Below are 18,515 nucleotides of genomic sequence, written 5' to 3'. Positions count from 1 at the left end.
TATTGTTGTAGTTTTTTTCATAAAAAAGGGGGATTTGTTCCGCGGTATACATACTTAAAATATACTATACGGGACTATTCCTATCCATTAAACTAGACATAAGGTGGTGAGCATTACAATGGAACGGAATGAGGAGCTTTTCCTGATTAAATCAATAGCAGAGATGTTGAATAAAGAAACGGATATGGATTCGATGCTCCAACAAGTTTTGAACAGAATTCTAGCACTTACGAGCTTACATACAGGGTGGATTTTTTTATTTGATGAAAAGGGTGAGTTTGAGTTAAAGGCATATGCTCAATTACCAGAAGCTTTGGAGTTTGAAGATAGAAAATACTTATGTGAAGGTGGCTGTCGCTGTATTGACCGATGCCTTAGTGGGCGTTTGAATAAAGCTACTAATATAATCGACTGTGAGCGGATTGAGTATGCCATGAAGGAAAAGCGTGGTGATACGGAAGGGATTACCCACCACGCATCGGTTCCCATTAAATCTGGTGAAGAATTGTATGGATTGCTTAATGTTGCTTCTCCAAATAAGCTGAACTTTAATGATGATGAATTACATATTTTAGAGTCTATCTCTTACCAAATCGGAACTGCATGTGAAAGGATGCGCCTCTCGGAAAAACAGCATGAAATGCATATTTTGGAGGAAAGGAATCGTTTAGCAAGGGACCTACATGACTCTGTCAACCAACATTTATTTTCGATTATGTATACAGCCAAGGGAACAAAGAGTATAACGACGGATGAAGACGTAGGGGAATCCTTAGATGAGATTTACCAATTGTCAAAGGAAGCATTATCGGAAATGAAGAATCTTATATGGCAACTGCGGTCAGACAATATTAAAGAAGGATTAAAGAAAAGAATAGAGAACTACGGCAAAAAATTAAAGTTGTCCGTAACCTCTATATTTTGGGAAGAGGATATTCCAGGGTGTGTTGAATCAACTTTTTGGAAAATTACCCAAGAGGCACTCAACAATGTTTATAAGCATGCAAATGCCTCACAAGTAATTATCGAAGTAAAAAAAGTAGATTCTTATATGACTTTAACCATTTCAGACAACGGTTGTGGTTTTAATAGACAGGAAGTTTCCCAGAATGGATTTGGTCTTACAAGTATGGCTGAGAGGGCAAAATTAGTTGAAGGAGATTGTAAGATTACTAGTGAGTTAAATAAAGGAACAACCGTATACGTTCAAATTCCTTTAAGGAAGGGGAGAAGAGGAAGCAATGTCACAGCCAATAAAATTGATGATTGTTGATGATCACCATATTGTCCGGAAAGGTCTCACTTTTTTCTTCGCAAGGGAAACGGAATTTGAAGTGGTAGCAGAAGCAAGGGACGGAATGGAAGCGGTGGAAGCTATAGAGAATGGAGTGTCAATGGATGTGATCCTCCTTGATCTATCCATGCCACAAATGGACGGAGTAGAGGCAACAAGAAAAATTAAGGGGAAAAATCCTAATCAGAAAATCCTAGTTTTAACTAGCTTTGAGGATCAAGAGCATGTTATTTCTGCAATTCAAGCAGGTGCCGATGGCTATTGCTTAAAGGATACGGAGCCAGAAAACTTAATGGAAGCCATCAAGAGGGTTTTTGCCGGTAATAAAAACATCGACCCGAAGGTAGCCAATCACTTATTTCAGCATGTGAACCAAGGAGAATCGGAGGAAGTAAAGGCATTAAAGGAGCTTACGAAGCGGGAAAGGGAAGTGCTAATAGAAATTGCCAAAGGGAAAAGTAATAAAAAAATTGCCGAAGCACTATTTGTTTCAGAAAAAACCGTGAAAACACATATTACGAATCTTTTCTCCAAGCTCCCAGTGAAAGACAGAACCCAAGCAGCCCTATTTGCAGTAAAACATAAACTAGTTGAAGGTAACGAAAACGTCTGATATAAATGTCAGACGTTTTTTACTTGTTTAACATTTTATCTAAGACTTTGGTCTTAATTATTTTCGGTATTTACTATGATGGAATATCAGTCTCCACTCTCATGGTTGAAACCCCTTTACTTTATACAATGAGTATATAAATTATTAAATGAAAGGGGCTATTTTTATGATGAGTGTTTTAGTTATAAGCGGATCTGTAAAAACTCGAGAGGTGATGGGACTATGATTAAAGGTATTTTTGAAACACATGTTCATGTATGTAATTTGGAAAGGGCAAAAGGTTTTTATGAAGATAAATTAGGTCTGAAAAGAGTTCTAGAGTTGGATGACCGCCGTGTTGTATTTTACGAAATGCCTAATGGAGTACAGATTTTTGGAGTATGGGAGATAGGGGAAGAAAAGTGGACCCGTAGTCACTTCGCCTTTGAAGTTTCCTCCATTGAAGAAGCAACGGATTGGTTGAAATCAAGGGGAATTGAGCCTGTCGTTTCCTTTGGTTTGGAACCTGTGGAACCGGTTGTTCATACATGGGTTCCTATGGCTTGCGTTTATTTTCAGGATCTCGATGGTAATTCACTAGAGATGGCGGTACGTCTTCCACAGCCGCCTGCTGAAAAAGCAGATGTTATTTACTTAAGTGAATGGGAGGAAAGGCAGAGGGGGAATGTAGGGAGAAAATTAGATGTTAATCAATAAAGTAACTTTATACAGCCAAGTCTTAGAACAAATGAAAGAATTTATGTAAAAAAATTAGGGTTTTCTCTAGTAACTAATGATGAAATAAGCTTTATAATTAAAGTAGGAGATAGTTTTCTTGAGATTAAGAAATATCCTATCGGGAACGGGGAACCCTTTTATCACTTTACTTACGATATCATGTATCTCTTTGCAAATAGGAGTGTGTTGAGTTTCTATCCTAAATTTGGTTTTCATAAGGTGAATGAATATCAATTTTTTATGGAGTTAACGGAAGTAATGGATACTATAAGTAATAGTGGAATTCGTAAACTAAATATGGCTAAAGTGGTGGATATAATCTACCTTTCAAGATTTGCTAGTAAAAGAATACAAGTATCAAAAAAATTTGCCACTGCCAACAGCCAAGGGATTCTTATGTTCTATTGTCTAAATGTTTTTCCAGAGGATATTTATTATTTTCAGGAAGAAGAGGCTATTGTTATTTATAGAAATCCAATAATAGATTAGACATCTTTGATGTGATTAGCCAAAAAAACATTAGAATCATGGATATTATAAGGAAGATCGCAGATAAAGGAACGGAAATGGTAGTTTTTCATTATACACCAGACAATGAATGGGGAAAAATCAAAGGAGGAGCAATGGAGAGAGAAGGGGTCTTATTTGTGAAAAGCATATGGAGTTACTAAGTTTCCATTGAACGTAAAGCATCCAATCACATCAGAAGCTTAAGTTTGGAGAAGGATAATATGATATTTAATAAATCAGTCGTTGAAATTATGAAGGGGAGACAGTCCGTAAGAACATATGAAACAGAGAGGTTATCAGAATCTCATTATAAGCTGATAAACGAATATATTAATAAAGAAGATAATCTCATTGGGATCTTTGGAAGAAAAAGCAGGATCCAGTTAGTGCCGGTTACTAATAATGTTACCGATAAGGGGATTAAACTAGGAACCTATGGTTTTATCAAGAACCCTCAGGCGTATTTAGTGGGGATAAGTGAGAATAATACGTACTCCCTTGTGGAATTTGGTTATATCTTTCAAAAATTAGTATTGTATTTAACGGAATTTGGGATAGGCACCTGCTGGATGGGTGGGACATTTAACCGTAAGTCCTTCGAAAAAGAGATTAATATAGGGGGAACGGAGTTCATTCCTGGTGTCACACCGATAGGCTACTCAAAAGGCAGGCAACGAATGTTTGATAAAGCATTGCGCTACGTGGTGAAGGCCGACAACAAAAAAAGCTGGGATAAGCTTTTTTATGAAGGGACATTTGAAAAGGTGTTATCAAAGGAGAAAGCTCTTGAATTAGAAACCCCAATTGAAATGGTGAGGCTAGGACCCTCTGCTTCCAATAAACAGCCATGGAGACTTGTATTATTGGAGGATCGAAAACAATGCCACTTTTACATAGAGCATACACCGAACTACAGCAGCTCCTTTGGCTATAAAATGCAGCTACTAGACATGGGAATTGCCATGTGTCATTTTGATTTAGCTTGTAAAGAATTAAACATTGAAGGAAATTGGTATATAGAAGACCCAAAGATAAAGTCGCCAAATGAACAGATGGAGTACTTATATACCTGGAAGCATTAGTAATAAAAATAGTATAAGATATTTGATCTCAAACGAGATCAACTTATAATCAGTACTTTTAACAAGTGGGTCACCTCTTGTTACCGAAACCCTAGATAACTCTATAGTTTCGGTAACAAGCAAACACCTGCATAATTACTATTCCTTCTTTTTTCCTTTAAATACCGAATACCCAATAAAAATAAAAGCAATGATGACTAAATAAAGAATAGTAAACCCTAACCAATCCATCCCTTCCACAATGGGGATTAATATTACAACTACACTGTTAACCACAACTAACCTTACAAAGCCTTCTCTTGTTAGTTGTCTCAAAAATATAAAGAATAATCCGATACTCAGAAATAACACGAAGGTAGCTACCATAAAATAAGGGAATTGATGTACGACAGAAGCTGAATAAAACAAATAGAATAGTCCAGCTAGTAGTAATATGAGCATAACAATTAGATCTTTAATCATTAACACCGTACACCCCTTTCCAATATTATAATTACACGGAAGCTTTTGCCTTGTTTTCCCTCAATGTCTTTGGCAATTCCGCTACTTCTACAGCATGGGCTTTCATTTTTCTTGCTAAACGGAAGCGGCTAACGGTAAAGATAACTAATGCTGCCCAAATCATAGAAAAAGCCACTAAGTGAACGGACGTAAATGCTTCCCCATATAAGAAAACCCCTAAAAACAGCATCATTGTTGGGGCAATATATTGTAAAAATCCAATTAAAGATAAAGGAATCCGCTTCGCCCCTGCAGTAAATAACATAAGGGGTAATGCTGTCGCAGCCCCAGCACCAACTAATAGCCAAAAGGTAAAGGAATAATCTACATAAAACATCGACGATGACAACCCATGCTGAAATATCAAGAAACCTACGGCTAATGGTATCACGAGCATAGCCTCTATAGCTACACTACTCATTGCCCCCACATCCACCAGCTTTTTCGCTAATCCATATAAAGCAAAGCTAAGGGCGAGAGTCAAAGCAACAAGGGGAAAACTCCCGAGGGATACAGTTAAGATTGTCACTGCTAAGGCAGCTAAACCAACGGAGAACCATTGCATACGTGATAACCTTTCTTTTAAGAAAATTACCCCTAATACTACACTAACTAAAGGATTAATATAATAACCAAAACTAGTTTCTAAAACAAAGTCATTAGTAACAGCCCATATATAGGTACCCCAGTTGAGGCTGATAAGGAGTGCTGCACAAATCATTCCAATTAGTATTTTAGGTTGCTGGAACATTTTCTGTATATCCCTCATAAAATCTCTGCTTTTCCTCAGGAAGGAAAGTAGGATGATCATAAAGATGCACGACCAGATAACTCTATGTGCTAAGACCTCTACTGAAGGCACGTGATCTAGCATTTTCCAATAGATTGGAAGAGCCCCCCATAGAATATAGGCACCTACACCAGAGAGGATGCCCCATTTTAAAGAATTTGTTGTATTGTCCGACATAATAGGTCTCCCCCTAAATTAAAAAGAAGAAAAAGCCAATTAGGGACCTAATCAACCTTTTCCAATGATAAATTTGTAGCTTTTTAAACAAACGTTTAAATTTCAATTCCACTACGATCTTTTACGAAAATTCGTCTTGCTCATCTATTTTACCACATAAGTTTAATTCTCAAAGCTTTTAAGTTACGCCAGGCTGTTCTTGTCAATCCATTAGAGCTCCATATATAAAAGAATTTAGTTCAATAATTATATATTAATTCGTAATGCGAAGTAAGTAAATGAAATTATTATCTCAGGTAACATTTGTTCCCAATCCATTACTGTTTATTAATCTGACAAATTTCGATACACTTAAAGAATAGCCCAATGCATATAAAATGTTGCACCATGGAGTATGAAAATTAATCATGTCTCTCGACTCCGTTACAGGCGGACGCTTTCCGCGGGCAACGCTGGAGTCACCGCCTTTCACTTCTTCGAGAGTGGCAAATGGCAACATAAGATTTGTATTTTCACGGTAGACCTCCATGCAAGTGATATTTGCACCTTGGAGTATGAAAATATTAGTCTGCATTGGAATGAGCGAAGGTCTAGGAGGTTAACTGTCTCTTCCTCTACAAGCGTATGCTTCGTAGTGTATCCGTCGAGACAACTCGTAGCTTATTCGAGAAGTAAACGCTCGTTCCTGCGGGAACAGTGAGCAGGGCAAGACCCCACAGGGAGTTAGCCCGAGGAGGCTTGCCGTTCGCCCGCGGAAAGCGAGTGGACTGTAGCTCACTACAACACATGATTCAAAATTTCAGTAGAAATATAGAATAATTAAGGATGAATCTAACATAGTGCTAATAGATTAGTAGTGGATTCTAACCATCCCACAATGGAAATATATATGCAAGCCAAAGAGGTGAATAACTTGTCCATTCAATTTTTACTTGGACGAACAGGAACGGGGAAGACAACAACAATTCTCCAGGAGATTATTGATAAAGCATCTAACGAACCACAAGGTAAACCAATCATCTATCTTGTACCAGACCAAATGACATTCCAATCGGAAATGCAGTTAATTAATTCGAAACAGCGGGGTATGACAAGGGTTCAAGTGTTGAGCTTTTCACGCCTCGCTTTACGTGTTCTTCAGGAAACTGGGGGGATTTCGAGATATCATCTCCAACGGACAGGGATTAATATGCTATTACGTAAAATAGTAGAAAAGGAGAAAAGTAACTTTACCCTATTTGGAAAAACAACAGATACAAATGGTTTTATCGATCAATTGGAGCAAATGGTATCAGAGTTTAAACGATACAATATATCTACTGAATCCCTTCAGGAGCAATATGAAACGTTAAAATCAAAACCAAAAAAGCGACCCCAAGAACAGGTGTTACAGGAAAAGCTTCATGATATTCATCTCGTATTTCAAAAACTAGAGTTGGAGTTAGCGAATAAATATATAGGTTCTGAGGACTATTTACAGCTCCTATCACAGAAAATAACGAAATCTGATTATTTAAAGGATGCGATTCTTTATATAGATGGGTTCCATAGCTTTACACCGCTAGAGCTCCTTGTTTTAGAACAGTTATTTATTCACTGTTCCACTGTGAAATTGGTATTGACCATCGATAGACCTTATGAAATAGAAGAAAGATTAAATGAGCTTGACTTATTTTTTGAAACGGCAAGGTCATACCAGGAATTACTGGAGCTTTGCAATCGAACGAGTATAAAGGTAGAGGAGCCTATTCTATTAACAGATCGCCCGAGATTCCAATCACAAGCCTTAGCCCATTTGGAGAAAAACTATGATATTCGTCCTTCAATTGTGAGTCAAACTCACGAAGGAATTGAGATGATAGGAGCCGTACATCGCCGTAGTGAGGTGGAGGGTGTGGCTCGGGAAATCCTCCATTTAGTACGAGACAAAAATTATCGTTTTCGGGACATGGCTATCCTTCTGAGAAATATTGGGGACTATGTGGATTTACTGGACACTGTTTTTACCGATTATCAAATCCCTTTATTTATGGACCAAAAGCGTTCGGTACTTAATCATCCAGTCATTGAATTTATCCGTTCCTCTCTAGAAGTCATTCAAGGGCATTGGCGTTACGAAGCAGTGTTCCGTACATTTAAAACGGATATGCTGTTCCCGTTATCTCAGGATGTAACTGCTATGCGGGAAAGGGTGGATCAGTTAGAAAACTATGTTTTATCTTATGGTATTCAAGGATCCCGCTGGTACCAAAAGGAACCGTGGACCTATCGGCGAGTTCGAACCTCAGCGGAGGGGGAAAGACAACGAACAGCAGAAGAAGAACGGTTTGAACGGGAAATCAATGAGTTAAGGGGTTTATTAACGGCACCGCTAATCTCCTTAGAAAAGGGAATGAAAAAAGCGAAAACAGTCAAAGAGCGTTGTGAAGTTTTATATACGTATTTAGAGACTTGTCATGTTCCAAAAAAAATCGAGATCATGCGTAATCGAGCGATGGAGGAAGGAAATCAACAGCAATCAAGGGAACATGATCAAATTTGGGCTGCTGTTATTGATTTAATGGATCAAATGGTGGAAATGACCGGGGATGAAAAGATGTCTTTTGACCTGTTCCGCACCATGCTCGATACAGGTTTAGAAAGCATGAAGTTTTCCATTATTCCACCGGCTATCGACCAGGTCATTGTAGCGGATATGGAGCACTCAAGGCTTTCCAATGTTCGTTGTGCCTTTATACTAGGAATTAATGAAGGGGTTCTGCCGGCAAAGCCTGAGGAAGGTGGAATCGTTTCGGAGGAAGAGCGTGAGAGCTTGCAGAAGGAAGGTCTTTCCTTAGCTCCTAGCAGTACCCGTCAGTTGTTAAACGAATCTTTTCTTATTTATATGGCTCAGTGCACCCCTTCGGACCGGTTGTATTTAACGTATCCTCTGGCTGATGACGAAGGCCGGAGTTTGCAGCCGTCAATCATATTAAAGCGAGTCAAGGATATGTTTCCAAATCTCGAGGAAAAACTCTGGTTCCATGAGCCAACAGACATGCCAGACAATGAGCAATTAAGTTTTGTGACTAACCCAAGAAAAACATTATCCTATTTAACGTACGAGCTGCAAGCTTGGAAAAAGGGCTATCACATCCCAGAATTTTGGTGGGATGTGTACAATTGGTATGCAGAGAAACAATCATGGCATTTTCAAGCGAAGCAAGTTCTTCACAGTTTATTTTATGAAAACAAGGCAAAGTCCCTGTCAAGGGAGATAAGCGAAACCTTATATGGTTCAGACTTACAAACGAGTGTATCGCGGATGGAACAATTCCAATCCTGTCCGTTTGCTCAATACGCTAACTATGGCCTATCCTTAAAGGACAGGGAAACTTACAAGCTAGAGGCACCAGACATTGGGACGCTCTTCCACGCAGCACTTAAGGAAATGGCTGAACATCTACGGAAGATTGGGAAGGACTTCTCACAGCTAACGAAGGGCGAATGCGTAGCCCTTGCGAAACAAATAGTGGATGAATTAGCACCGAAGATTCAAAGGGAAATCCTGTTAAGTTCTAACCGATATAACTATATCAAGCAAAAACTGGAAGAGGTGGTTGCGAGAGCTTCTTCCGTATTGGCAGAGCAATCCAAGTCATCAGGGTTTTCACCAGTAGGATTGGAAGTCGCCTTTGGACCAAATCAAGAGCTGCCACCATTACAATTTCAATTAGAAAACGGCTCAAAGCTGCAGCTGGTGGGCCGTATTGATAGAGTAGATCGCTCTCAAGGTCCAAATGGCTTGTTGCTTCGAGTGATAGACTATAAATCTAGTAAAAAGGACGTCGAATTAACAGATGTTTATTACGGATTGTCTCTACAAATGCTTATATATTTAGATGTGGTGATTAGCTTTTCAGAAAAATGGCTAGGAGCAAAAGCCTCTCCTGCCGGTGTTCTTTATTTCCATGTTCATAATCCATTGCTACAACGTAATGAAAAATTGACATTAGAGCAAATTGAAGAGGAACTCTTCAAAGAGTTTAAGATGAAGGGACTCATTAGTGCTGATCCAGATGTGGCCCGCTTAATGGACCATAACGTAGATGATGGAAGATCCAAGATCATTCCAGCAGGGTTAAAGAAAAATGGAGAATTTTACTCCGATTCTTCGATTATTTCGGACGAGGATTATGCTGCTTTAAAACGATTTTTACGAAAAAAGGTAGAAGAGATTGGCTCTTCCATCACTGGTGGGAAAATCGATATTACCCCGGTGAAAAATAAACAGCATGTGGCCTGTACCTACTGTTCCTTTAAACCGGTCTGCCAATTTGATCCAACATTGGAAACCAACGATTACCGAAGGGTAGGGAAATTGAAGAAGGAAGAAGTAATGGATAGAATCCGTGAAGAAGGAGGGGAAGAGGATGAAGATTAGTCCAAAGCCAGAAGGCGCCACCTGGACCGATGATCAGTGGAAAGCTATTGACGCATCAGGAAATAATATATTAGTTGCTGCAGCAGCAGGAAGTGGAAAAACAGCAGTCCTTGTAGAAAGGATTATTAGAAAAATTGTGGAGCATCAAATTGATGTGGACCGTCTTCTCATTGTAACCTTCACCAATGCGGCGGCAGCGGAAATGCGTAACCGAATTGGAGAAGCCATAGAAAAACAGTTAACGAAAAGTCCAGCCTCCCTCCACTTGCGGAGACAGTTAACCCTATTAAATAGAGCGAACATTTCTACCCTCCATTCCTTCTGTATGAAGGTAGTTCGTCAATACTATTTCGATGTTCAAGTGGATCCAAACTTCCGAATTTTAGACGATACGGAAGGGGAGTTAATCCGGGAAGAAATCATTGATGATCTTTTCGAAGAGGAATACGGGAAGGAAGATAATCAAGCCTTCTTTGATGTAGTAGACCGTTACAGTGGTGACAGGAGTGACGATGCCTTAAGGAATTTAATCCGTAAGCTTTATGATTTTTCCAGATCCCATCCAGATCCTAATGCATGGTTAGATCAAATGGTGGAGACCTATGCATTGGAAAATGTGGAAACGATCAATGAGCTACCATGGACGGCAGAATTACTTCAAGATGTAAAGCACCTGCTCACAGGTGTAATGTCTTGGCTCCAGAAAGGAATGGAACTCACAAAGGATCCTGCTGGTCCCGCCAAATATAGTGAAAATTTAGAAGAAGACACGGTTATGGTAGAAAAACTGTTACGAGCTGCTACTTGGGAAGATCTTTACACAGCTTTTCAGCAGGTTAAATTTGGCCGTTTAAAATCCATCTCCAAAAAAGAGCTGGTAGATGAAGCCCTAAAGGATCAAGTCAAAGGCCTTCGGGAGCGAGCTAAAAAACAAGTGGAAGCGATGAGTAAGGATTTATTTAAAAAAGAGCCATCCCAGTTTGTAGAAGAATTAAAGGAAATGGCCCCATCTGTAGCTACCATTGTTCGATTAGTTAAAGAGTTTGCCCAAAGATACGAGGAAGTAAAGCGGGAGAAGGCTATCGTTGATTTTAACGACTTAGAACACTACTGCCTTGCCATTTTAGGAGAGAGGGATGTGAAGGCAGATTGTTGGAATCCAACCGTTGCTGCGCTGGAATTCCAAGAACATTTTGAAGAGGTTTTAACGGACGAATATCAGGATACGAACCTCGTTCAAGAAACGATCCTTACCCTACTATCAAAGGGGAACAATCGCTTTATGGTAGGGGATGTGAAACAAAGTATTTATCGTTTCCGTCTGGCAGAGCCGACTTTGTTTTTAAACAAATATAAGCTCTATCAAAAGGAAGGGGAATGCGAGGGCTGGAGAATTGATCTTGCGAAAAACTTCCGAAGCCGCAGTGAAATTCTTGATGCTACGAACTTTCTGTTCCGTCAAATCATGGATGAAACCGTTGGGGAAATTGCCTATGACGATGCAGCGGAACTGAAGCTTGGTAACCTTGACTATCCTGAACAGGAGGCTCTTGAAGCGGAACTGGCTGTTATCAATAAAGGCACCCCATTAGCAGTTCAAGAACCTGGGGATGAGCAGGTGTCCTTAGAGGAGGATTTGGAAACCTCCCAAATGGAAACACGCTATATTATTCAGCAAATCAAAAAGCTCATTCAATCAAAGCGCCCTGTTTACGACAAAAACATGAAGGCCACTCGTCACATTACGTACCGGGATATTGTCATTTTAATGCGTTCCATGCCCTGGGCTGCGACGATGATGGACGAATGTAAAAAAGAAGGAATACCTATTTATGCCGACCTTTCCACAGGCTATTTTGAAGCGGTGGAGGTACAAGTAATGATGTCCTTATTAAAGGTAATTGATAACCCGTATCAGGACATTCCTGTTGCCTCTGTATTACGTTCACCCATCTATCGTTTATCGGAGCAGCAGCTAGCCCATGTGAGAATAATGGATCGCCATGGTTCCTATTATGATGCCTTAAGGAAAACAGCGGTAGAATCTCCAGATGAAGAAATCCGCATGAAAGCAGCAGACTTCCTAGGGAAATTAGATCGCTGGCGTTCAAAGGCCAGATCCGGTGCCTTATCGGAATTAATTTGGGAGCTTTACCGGGAAACGGGTTATTTTGATTATGTTGGAGGTCTTCCAGGTGGAAAGCAGCGACAAGCGAACTTAAGGGCATTATATGATCGTGCCCGTGCCTACGAAGCCACTTCCTTCCGAGGCTTGTTCCGATTCCTGCGCTTTATTGAACGGATGCAGGAGAGGGGAGACGATTTAGGAACAGCGAGGGCTCTAGGGGAGCAAGAAGATGTAGTAAGAATCATGACCATTCATAAAAGTAAAGGTCTTGAGTTCCCTGTGGTGTTTGTTGCTGGCTGTAATAAGAAGTTTAATATGCAAGACTTATATGGCATGTATTTACTTCATAAGGATTTAGGATTTGGATCCAAATTCATTGATCCAAAGCTAAGAGTTGCCTATCCATCGTTACCACAGCTAGCGATTAAGAAACGGATGCACTTAGAAGCCATTGCCGAAGAAATGCGGGTTTTATATGTAGCATTAACGAGGGCAAAAGAAAAATTATTTTTAGTAGGGACGGTAAATGAAGCGGAAAAATCGTTAGAGAAGTGGAAAGAGTTTTTATCCGAAGAGACTTGGCTTTTACCTGCAGTGGATCGGGAGAAGGGTACCTCCTATTTAGATTGGGTAGGCCCTGCTGTTCTGCGCCATCGATCTGCACAGGAGCAATTGTTCGAAGGGGAAATGGATACCTTTGAGGAAGTAAGAACAGACCGATCCAAATGGGCCGTTACCGTGGTGGAGCAGGAACAACTTCAAGCTGTAGAGGAAAAGGAAGGGAAGAAGGGAGAGGAAATGGAAGAGAGAATTTTCAACCTTTTACCGATTCCGGTCCAATCCGAACAAAAGCAGCAAGTGGTTGAACGGTTAGAATGGGCGTATGCTTATGGAGACGCTGCTACTCATCGTTCGAAGCAAACGGTTAGTGAAATGAAAAAAGAATTAATGGATGAATATAGCGATAAACCTTTTGCAGAAGGGTTCCGCTCGGAGTTTGCGGATCGACCGAAGTTTTTACAGAAAAAGGCCTTAACTCCTGCAGAAAAGGGGACAGTGATGCACGCCATGATGCAGCATATTTCCCTGTCTGAACTGCCTACAAAGGACTCCATTGAGAAAAAGATTTTCATGATGATCCAGGATGAGCTATTAACGAAGGAGCAAGGGGAAGCGATCGATGTGGAGAAGGTAGAGGCATTTTTCCACACGGGTATTGGAAAGCGACTCCTTTCTGCTCAATGGGTGGAGCGTGAAATTCCGTTCAGCATAGGGATTTCTGCATCGAAAGCCTTTTCTACTTGGAGTGGCAATGCAGAGGAAACGGTACTCATGCAAGGGGTAGTGGACTGTGTGTTTAAAGACGCCAATGGAAAAAATGTTTTACTAGATTACAAGACAGATACGATCGAAGGCAGGTTTCCTGGGGGATTTGAGGAAGCGCGGCCAATTTTAAAGGAACGTTATAATATACAGATAGCCCTCTATAAAGAGGCGTTAGAGGAAAGCTGGAATACGTCCATTGATGAAGCCCATGTCTTCTTTTTCGACGGGGCCCATGTGATCACAATGAAGGAAGGGGATAAAGCATGAGGTTACTCCATACGGCAGACTGGCATTTAGGAAGGACCCTCGAAGGGAGGGACCGGCTCCCTGAGCATGAGCAATTTTTTGACGAGCTTCTAGAAATTGTGGAGGATCAAAAGGTAGATGCTGTGTTAATGGCCGGAGATGTGTTTGATTCGGTGAACCCACCTGCAAAGGCTGAGGAGCTCTTTTATGAAACGGTGGCAAGGCTAAGTGATAACGGGAACCGCCCCATTATTATCATCGCAGGGAACCATGACCACCCAGATCGTTTAGCAGCTGCGAGAACGTTAATAAAGAAGCAAGGGATCACCATTCTAGGCTACCCGACGATGGAAAAGGTGAAAATTCACATACCGAATAGGGATATGCTGCTCAACGTTGCAGCTCTCCCTTATCCATCAGAATCCCGTTTAAAGGAAAGTTTCGTGGAGGAAGGGGACGAACTTGCCCTCCGTGAAGCTTATGATGAAAAGGTAAACTGGATTTTCCAAGAGTTAACAAAGGACTTTAGCCCAAAAGATATAAATGTGGCCATGAGTCATATTTTTGTTGCGGGAGGAAACAGCACGGAGTCAGAGCGTCCCATTGAAGTGGGTGGAGCGTACACAATACGGGCTACGAATTTACCAGATACGGTTCAATACACAGCCCTCGGGCATCTTCATCGTCCACAGGATGTGAAACGGGCGCCAAAGCCAGCCCGTTATTCCGGTTCTCCTTTAGCCTTTAGTTTTTCTGAGGCAGGTTACGCCAAGTCCGTAACGATTGTGGATGTGGAACCATGGGGAGAAGCTACGTGGGAAGAAGTTCATTTGCGTTCTGGCACCCCCCTTGTCCGTTGGAGGGCAACTAAAGGGATTCCTCAAGTATTTCAATGGATGGATGAAAAACGAGATGCCAATGCTTGGATTGAGCTCGAGGTCCATATGGAGGAAACTCCATCTATGGAGGAAATTCATCAGATGAAAAAGGCATATCCAGGTTTACTCACTATACGTCCTGTTTTTCCAGAGGAACAGATCGCCGCTACATCAGAGCCTTCGAAGCATGTTCCGATTGATGAACTGTTTCAACGGTTTTACTCTAGGCAAACAGGGGGAGCTGTTGCTGAGGACGAGCTAGTATCCTTGTTTTTAGAATTGATTAACGAGGAGGTGAGTGAGTAGATGAAGCCGATTAAATTATCTGTAAAGGGTTTGCATAGTTTCAGAGAAAAACAAACGGTCGATTTTGAAGCCCTCTGTGAAGGCGGGGTATTTGGTATTTTTGGTCCCACAGGAAGCGGAAAGTCCTCGTTATTGGATGCCATGACGTTAGCCTTATATGGAAAAGTTGAACGGGCACCTAACAATACACAAGGTATTTTAAATCACGCTGAGGATACGTTAGCCGTTTCCTTTACGTTTCAATTAGGACATGGAGGTCGGGCGAAGCGTTATGAAGTGGAGAGAACCTTTAAGCGCTCAGGAGAAGCCAATATCCGGTCCGCCACCTGTCGTTTTATTGATATCACTGTGACTCCGGAAGTAATTGCTGATAAGGCAGGGGATGTAACGAAAGCAGTAGAAGATTTATTGGGACTGTCCATTGACGACTTTACCCGTGCCGTTGTTTTGCCACAAGGGAAGTTCTCGGAATTTTTGTCTTTAAAGGGAAGCGACAGACGGCAAATGCTTCAGCGTTTGTTTCATCTAGAAAAATACGGCGATGAGTTAATTGCAAAACTTAAGTCCCGATTATCGTTTACGAAGCAAGAGATAGAAAAGATTGAAAGTGAACAGGCTGGGCTCGGGAACGCCTCCAAAGAAGCTGTAGAAGAAGCTAAGGGAAAGGTTGCTCAGTTAACAAAGGAATTAGAGGACACGAGAAAGTCCCATGAGCTATTAGGTAAGCAACTGGAAGAAGAAAAGACGATTCGTAAGTGGATAGAGGAAAAGGCAAGGGTAGAAAAGGCCCTATCCGAATTGCTCCAACAAGAGAAAGGGGTAGAGGAGCTTGAGCGAAAGTTGAAAATGGCCTTAGAAGCGGCTGTGTTACTTCCTTATGTAAACGAAATGGAAGATAGTAAGCAATCTGTTATTACATTAGAGAAAGAAGTAACGGATATTACTTTGAAGTGGAACCAGTTAAAGGAAGGACTAGAGAAGGCGGAAAAGGAATACGAGCAAGCAAAGCTAGCAAAGGAACAGCAGGAAACACCATTACGTTTAAAGCTAGACGAGTACTCTCGAATACTTGAAGAACTTACTTCTATTAAAAAGGAAGAATCGGCTTTGGTAGAGTTAGGGACAAGCTTAGAAAAGCTGCATGCCGAAATAGAAGAAATTAAAGGGAAGAAAGCTAAAGGAGAAGATGATCTCAGGAGATATGAAGAAGCACAAAGAGATCTGAAGGCAAAATTACAAGGTTTAGAGGTCCCTTTAGAGGAGAAAAAACAAATACAGGTGGCCATGGAAGAGAAGCGAAGCCTGTTACAAATCACTTCGAAATGGAGTGAACTTCAAGGGGAAAAAGCTTCTTTATTGGAGAAGAAGAGCGATCTAGATAAAGAAATGACTATAGGGGAAGAAGCTGTTGCTAGTCTGAAGGCGCAATTAACAAATATTTTCAAACAGCTTTATCAGTGGTATGAGAGGGCTTCTGAGGAAGAACGTGAGATAGGAACTTTCTATAAACGCCTAAAGGAGCAGAAGGAAGAACTGGAAAAAGAGAAACGTCACCTCCTAGCTAACCAGCTACGACAAGATTTACAGGAAGATAAACCTTGTCCTGTTTGTGGTTCCTTACATCATCCGTTATCCGAAGTTGCTGCAGTGGCGGACTCCCACGGGGATGAGGATTATTTGTGGATAGAAGCTACCATGGAGCAAATAAGGTCAGAGGAGCGAAACCTCGAACATTTAAAATGGAGGCTCGCTGAGGAAACAAGGAAATTAAATGATGTTTTTACGGCGGATGAAGTTGGAAAGTTGTCGGCTGTGGAAGTGAAGTCTGTTGGATTATTAAATCAATCTAGGGAAGTATTTGAAGCTCAATGGGTTAATTATAGTAATAAATTAAGGAAAGAAAAGGTAACCATTGAGTCACTACTTACTAAGGTGGATGATCTATATAAACAGTATCAAGTAGCTCAGGATGTTGTAAAAGGGATATTTACAAACCAAAAGAGTTACCATGAGCGTGTAGTAGAGATGGAGAAACGAATTCAGGAACAGCAAGAACAGTATGAAAGCCTAAAGAAACAGTGGCAGGAGTCTTACCCTCATTTTTCCCTGGAAGAGATGGAAGGCATGGTAGCTACTCTCCAGAAAAAAGAAGAAGAAGCTACTATCTGCCGACAAAGAATTGAAAAGAGTCAGCCATTTATCGAAGGAAAGCAAAAGGAAATTGCAAGATTACAAGAAAAACTTCAAGAACTATTAGTAAGTCAATCTTCCCTAAACTCTGAGCTAACGCAAAGACAGAAAGCAGCAACCGATAAAAAGACACAAATTCATGAAGTGGTTGGGGATACCGACGTTCAATCCCAAATGGATAAGGTAAACAGGGATTTGGAACAGCTCACAGCTAGGTTTAAACACGGAGAGGCTGTCTGGAAACAAACGAGCGATGCTTTTAAGGAAATAGAGCAAAGATATACTGTTTCTCAAGAATCGTTGAAACATGCGAGGGAAAGATTGGACCGGGCTGAAGTTAATTGGAGTGAGCAGCTGAAGCGAACCTCTTTTGACTCAATAGAAGAAGTGAAGCACGCTAGCTTGACTGATGCTCAGATGAAACAAATGGAAGATGCTATTACTCAGTTTAATAGGGAGAAAGAGCAGTTAAGAATAAAGCGTGATAACTGTGAAAAAGAATTAGGGGATAAATCTATTTCTGAAGAGCAGTTTGAGCAAACAGTTACAGTCTTTAATGAGTCAAAAGGAAAGTTAGAGGAGTTAGGCTCTGAGCGTGGTGGTGCCTTAGCAACCCTAAAGGAATTGGAGCAGCGGGTGCAACGGTATGAGAAACTAGAAGAGGAGCGGAAACAGCTTAAAGTTGAAAATGATAGACTTGCCAAACTAGATCACGTCTTCCGCGGAAAAGCATTTGTGGAATACATTGCGGAGGAACAATTGGTTCAAGTTAGCAGGTTGGCTTCCGAACGACTCCATTCTTTAACTCGCGGTCGTTATGCCATTGAGGTTGATTCGAGCGGTGGATTCATTATCAGGGATGACGCCAATGGTGGGGTTCGCCGCCCAGTCTCTACTTTATCTGGTGGGGAAACCTTCTTAACTTCATTAGCGTTGGCCCTGTCCCTATCTGCTTCCATTCAGTTGAAAGGGGAGCACCCTCTAGAGTTCTTCTTCTTAGATGAAGGATTCGGAACATTGGATCAGGAGCTATTGGAAATTGTTATTAATGCTTTGGAAAAACTGCACACGGACAACCTATCCGTTGGTGTAATAAGTCACGTACCAGAGTTAAGGGAACGTCTGCCAAGAAAGCTTATCGTATCACGAGCTGAGGATGGTGGAAAAGGAAGTTCCGTTAGGCTGGAAAGTATGTAAAATCTTTTATAGAGGCTGGGACATAACTAAAGTGTTTAACTGGAAATACGAACAATGCACTACCATAGCGAAGTATATTTCCGAAGCGATTATTATATGCACCGACTATAATCTCTATTTCGTTTGGATTTCTCATA

At 40.9% G+C, this 18,515-nt stretch carries 13 protein-coding genes; 10 read left to right on the top strand and 3 right to left on the bottom strand.

Translation table 11 applies throughout. The annotated features are described in order from the left end of the window. Positions 1–118: 118 nt before the first annotated feature. The 6 genes from J2S74_RS12480 (at position 119) to J2S74_RS12455 (ending at position 4,216) form a co-directional block, all read left to right on the top strand. Positions 119–1,273, top strand: a complete 1,155-nt coding sequence (locus J2S74_RS12480) for a GAF domain-containing sensor histidine kinase (protein WP_307326122.1) — start codon at positions 119–121, stop codon at positions 1,271–1,273. Further along, entirely contained in the window at positions 1,242–1,907 is a 666-nt protein-coding gene (locus J2S74_RS12475; RefSeq protein WP_307326121.1) for a response regulator, read from the top strand. The genes J2S74_RS12480 and J2S74_RS12475 overlap by 32 nt, the downstream gene beginning before the upstream one ends. Before the next feature lie 222 nt (positions 1,908–2,129). After that, positions 2,130–2,603, top strand: a complete 474-nt coding sequence (locus J2S74_RS12470; protein ID WP_307326120.1) for a VOC family protein — start codon at positions 2,130–2,132, stop codon at positions 2,601–2,603. A 180-nt stretch (positions 2,604–2,783) separates the two neighbouring features. Continuing rightward, entirely contained in the window at positions 2,784–3,113 is a 330-nt protein-coding gene (locus J2S74_RS12465) for a hypothetical protein (RefSeq protein WP_307326119.1), read from the top strand. A gap of 38 nt (positions 3,114–3,151) precedes the next feature. Further along, positions 3,152–3,295 (top strand): hypothetical protein, encoded by a 144-nt coding sequence (locus J2S74_RS12460; protein ID WP_307326118.1) that lies wholly within the window; start codon positions 3,152–3,154, stop codon positions 3,293–3,295. Positions 3,296–3,355: 60 nt separating this feature from the next. Next, positions 3,356–4,216, top strand: coding sequence for a nitroreductase family protein (locus J2S74_RS12455; protein WP_307326117.1), 861 nt, complete (start codon positions 3,356–3,358; stop codon positions 4,214–4,216). Between the two features lie 138 nt (positions 4,217–4,354). On the opposite strand, the gene J2S74_RS12450 is transcribed toward J2S74_RS12455, so the two are convergent. The 3 genes from J2S74_RS12450 to J2S74_RS12440 all read right to left on the bottom strand — a co-directional run bounded on the left by J2S74_RS12450 (position 4,355) and on the right by J2S74_RS12440 (position 6,258). Beyond that, complete coding sequence (locus J2S74_RS12450) at positions 4,355–4,678, bottom strand: hypothetical protein (protein ID WP_307326116.1); 324 nt, start codon at positions 4,676–4,678, stop codon at positions 4,355–4,357. Between the two features lie 31 nt (positions 4,679–4,709). After that, positions 4,710–5,684 (bottom strand): EamA family transporter RarD, encoded by a 975-nt coding sequence (rarD, locus tag J2S74_RS12445; RefSeq protein ID WP_307326115.1) that lies wholly within the window; start codon positions 5,682–5,684, stop codon positions 4,710–4,712. Between the two features lie 292 nt (positions 5,685–5,976). Next, on the bottom strand, positions 5,977–6,258 hold the full coding sequence (locus J2S74_RS12440; RefSeq protein WP_307326114.1) for a hypothetical protein: 282 nt from the start codon (positions 6,256–6,258) through the stop codon (positions 5,977–5,979). 282 nt (positions 6,259–6,540) lie between these two features. Here J2S74_RS12440 and addB point away from each other — a divergent pair, with 282 nt between their 5' ends. From addB to J2S74_RS12420, 4 genes are read left to right on the top strand one after another with little or no spacing between them, the layout of a single operon-like run. Next, positions 6,541–10,107, top strand: a complete 3,567-nt coding sequence (gene addB, locus J2S74_RS12435) for a helicase-exonuclease AddAB subunit AddB (protein WP_307326113.1) — start codon at positions 6,541–6,543, stop codon at positions 10,105–10,107. Then, the gene (gene addA, locus J2S74_RS12430; protein ID WP_307326112.1) at positions 10,097–13,828 is read left to right on the top strand and encodes a helicase-exonuclease AddAB subunit AddA; all 3,732 of its coding nucleotides are present in this window, start codon (positions 10,097–10,099) and stop codon (positions 13,826–13,828) included. The genes addB and addA overlap by 11 nt, the downstream gene beginning before the upstream one ends. Beyond that, a complete protein-coding gene (locus J2S74_RS12425) occupies positions 13,825–14,991 on the top strand; it encodes an exonuclease SbcCD subunit D (RefSeq protein ID WP_307326111.1) in 1,167 nt (388 codons plus the stop codon). The genes addA and J2S74_RS12425 overlap by 4 nt, the downstream gene beginning before the upstream one ends. After that, a complete protein-coding gene (locus J2S74_RS12420) occupies positions 14,992–18,378 on the top strand; it encodes an AAA family ATPase (protein ID WP_307326110.1) in 3,387 nt (1,128 codons plus the stop codon). It begins immediately after the preceding gene. The last annotated feature ends 137 nt before the right edge of the window (positions 18,379–18,515 follow it).

The organism is Evansella vedderi (assembly GCF_030813435.1).
In the GTDB taxonomy this organism is placed as follows: domain Bacteria; phylum Bacillota; class Bacilli; order Bacillales; family Salisediminibacteriaceae; genus Evansella; species Evansella vedderi.
The sequence above is the reverse complement of the archived record's forward strand: the minus strand, read 5'-3'. Positions and strand labels throughout refer to the sequence as shown.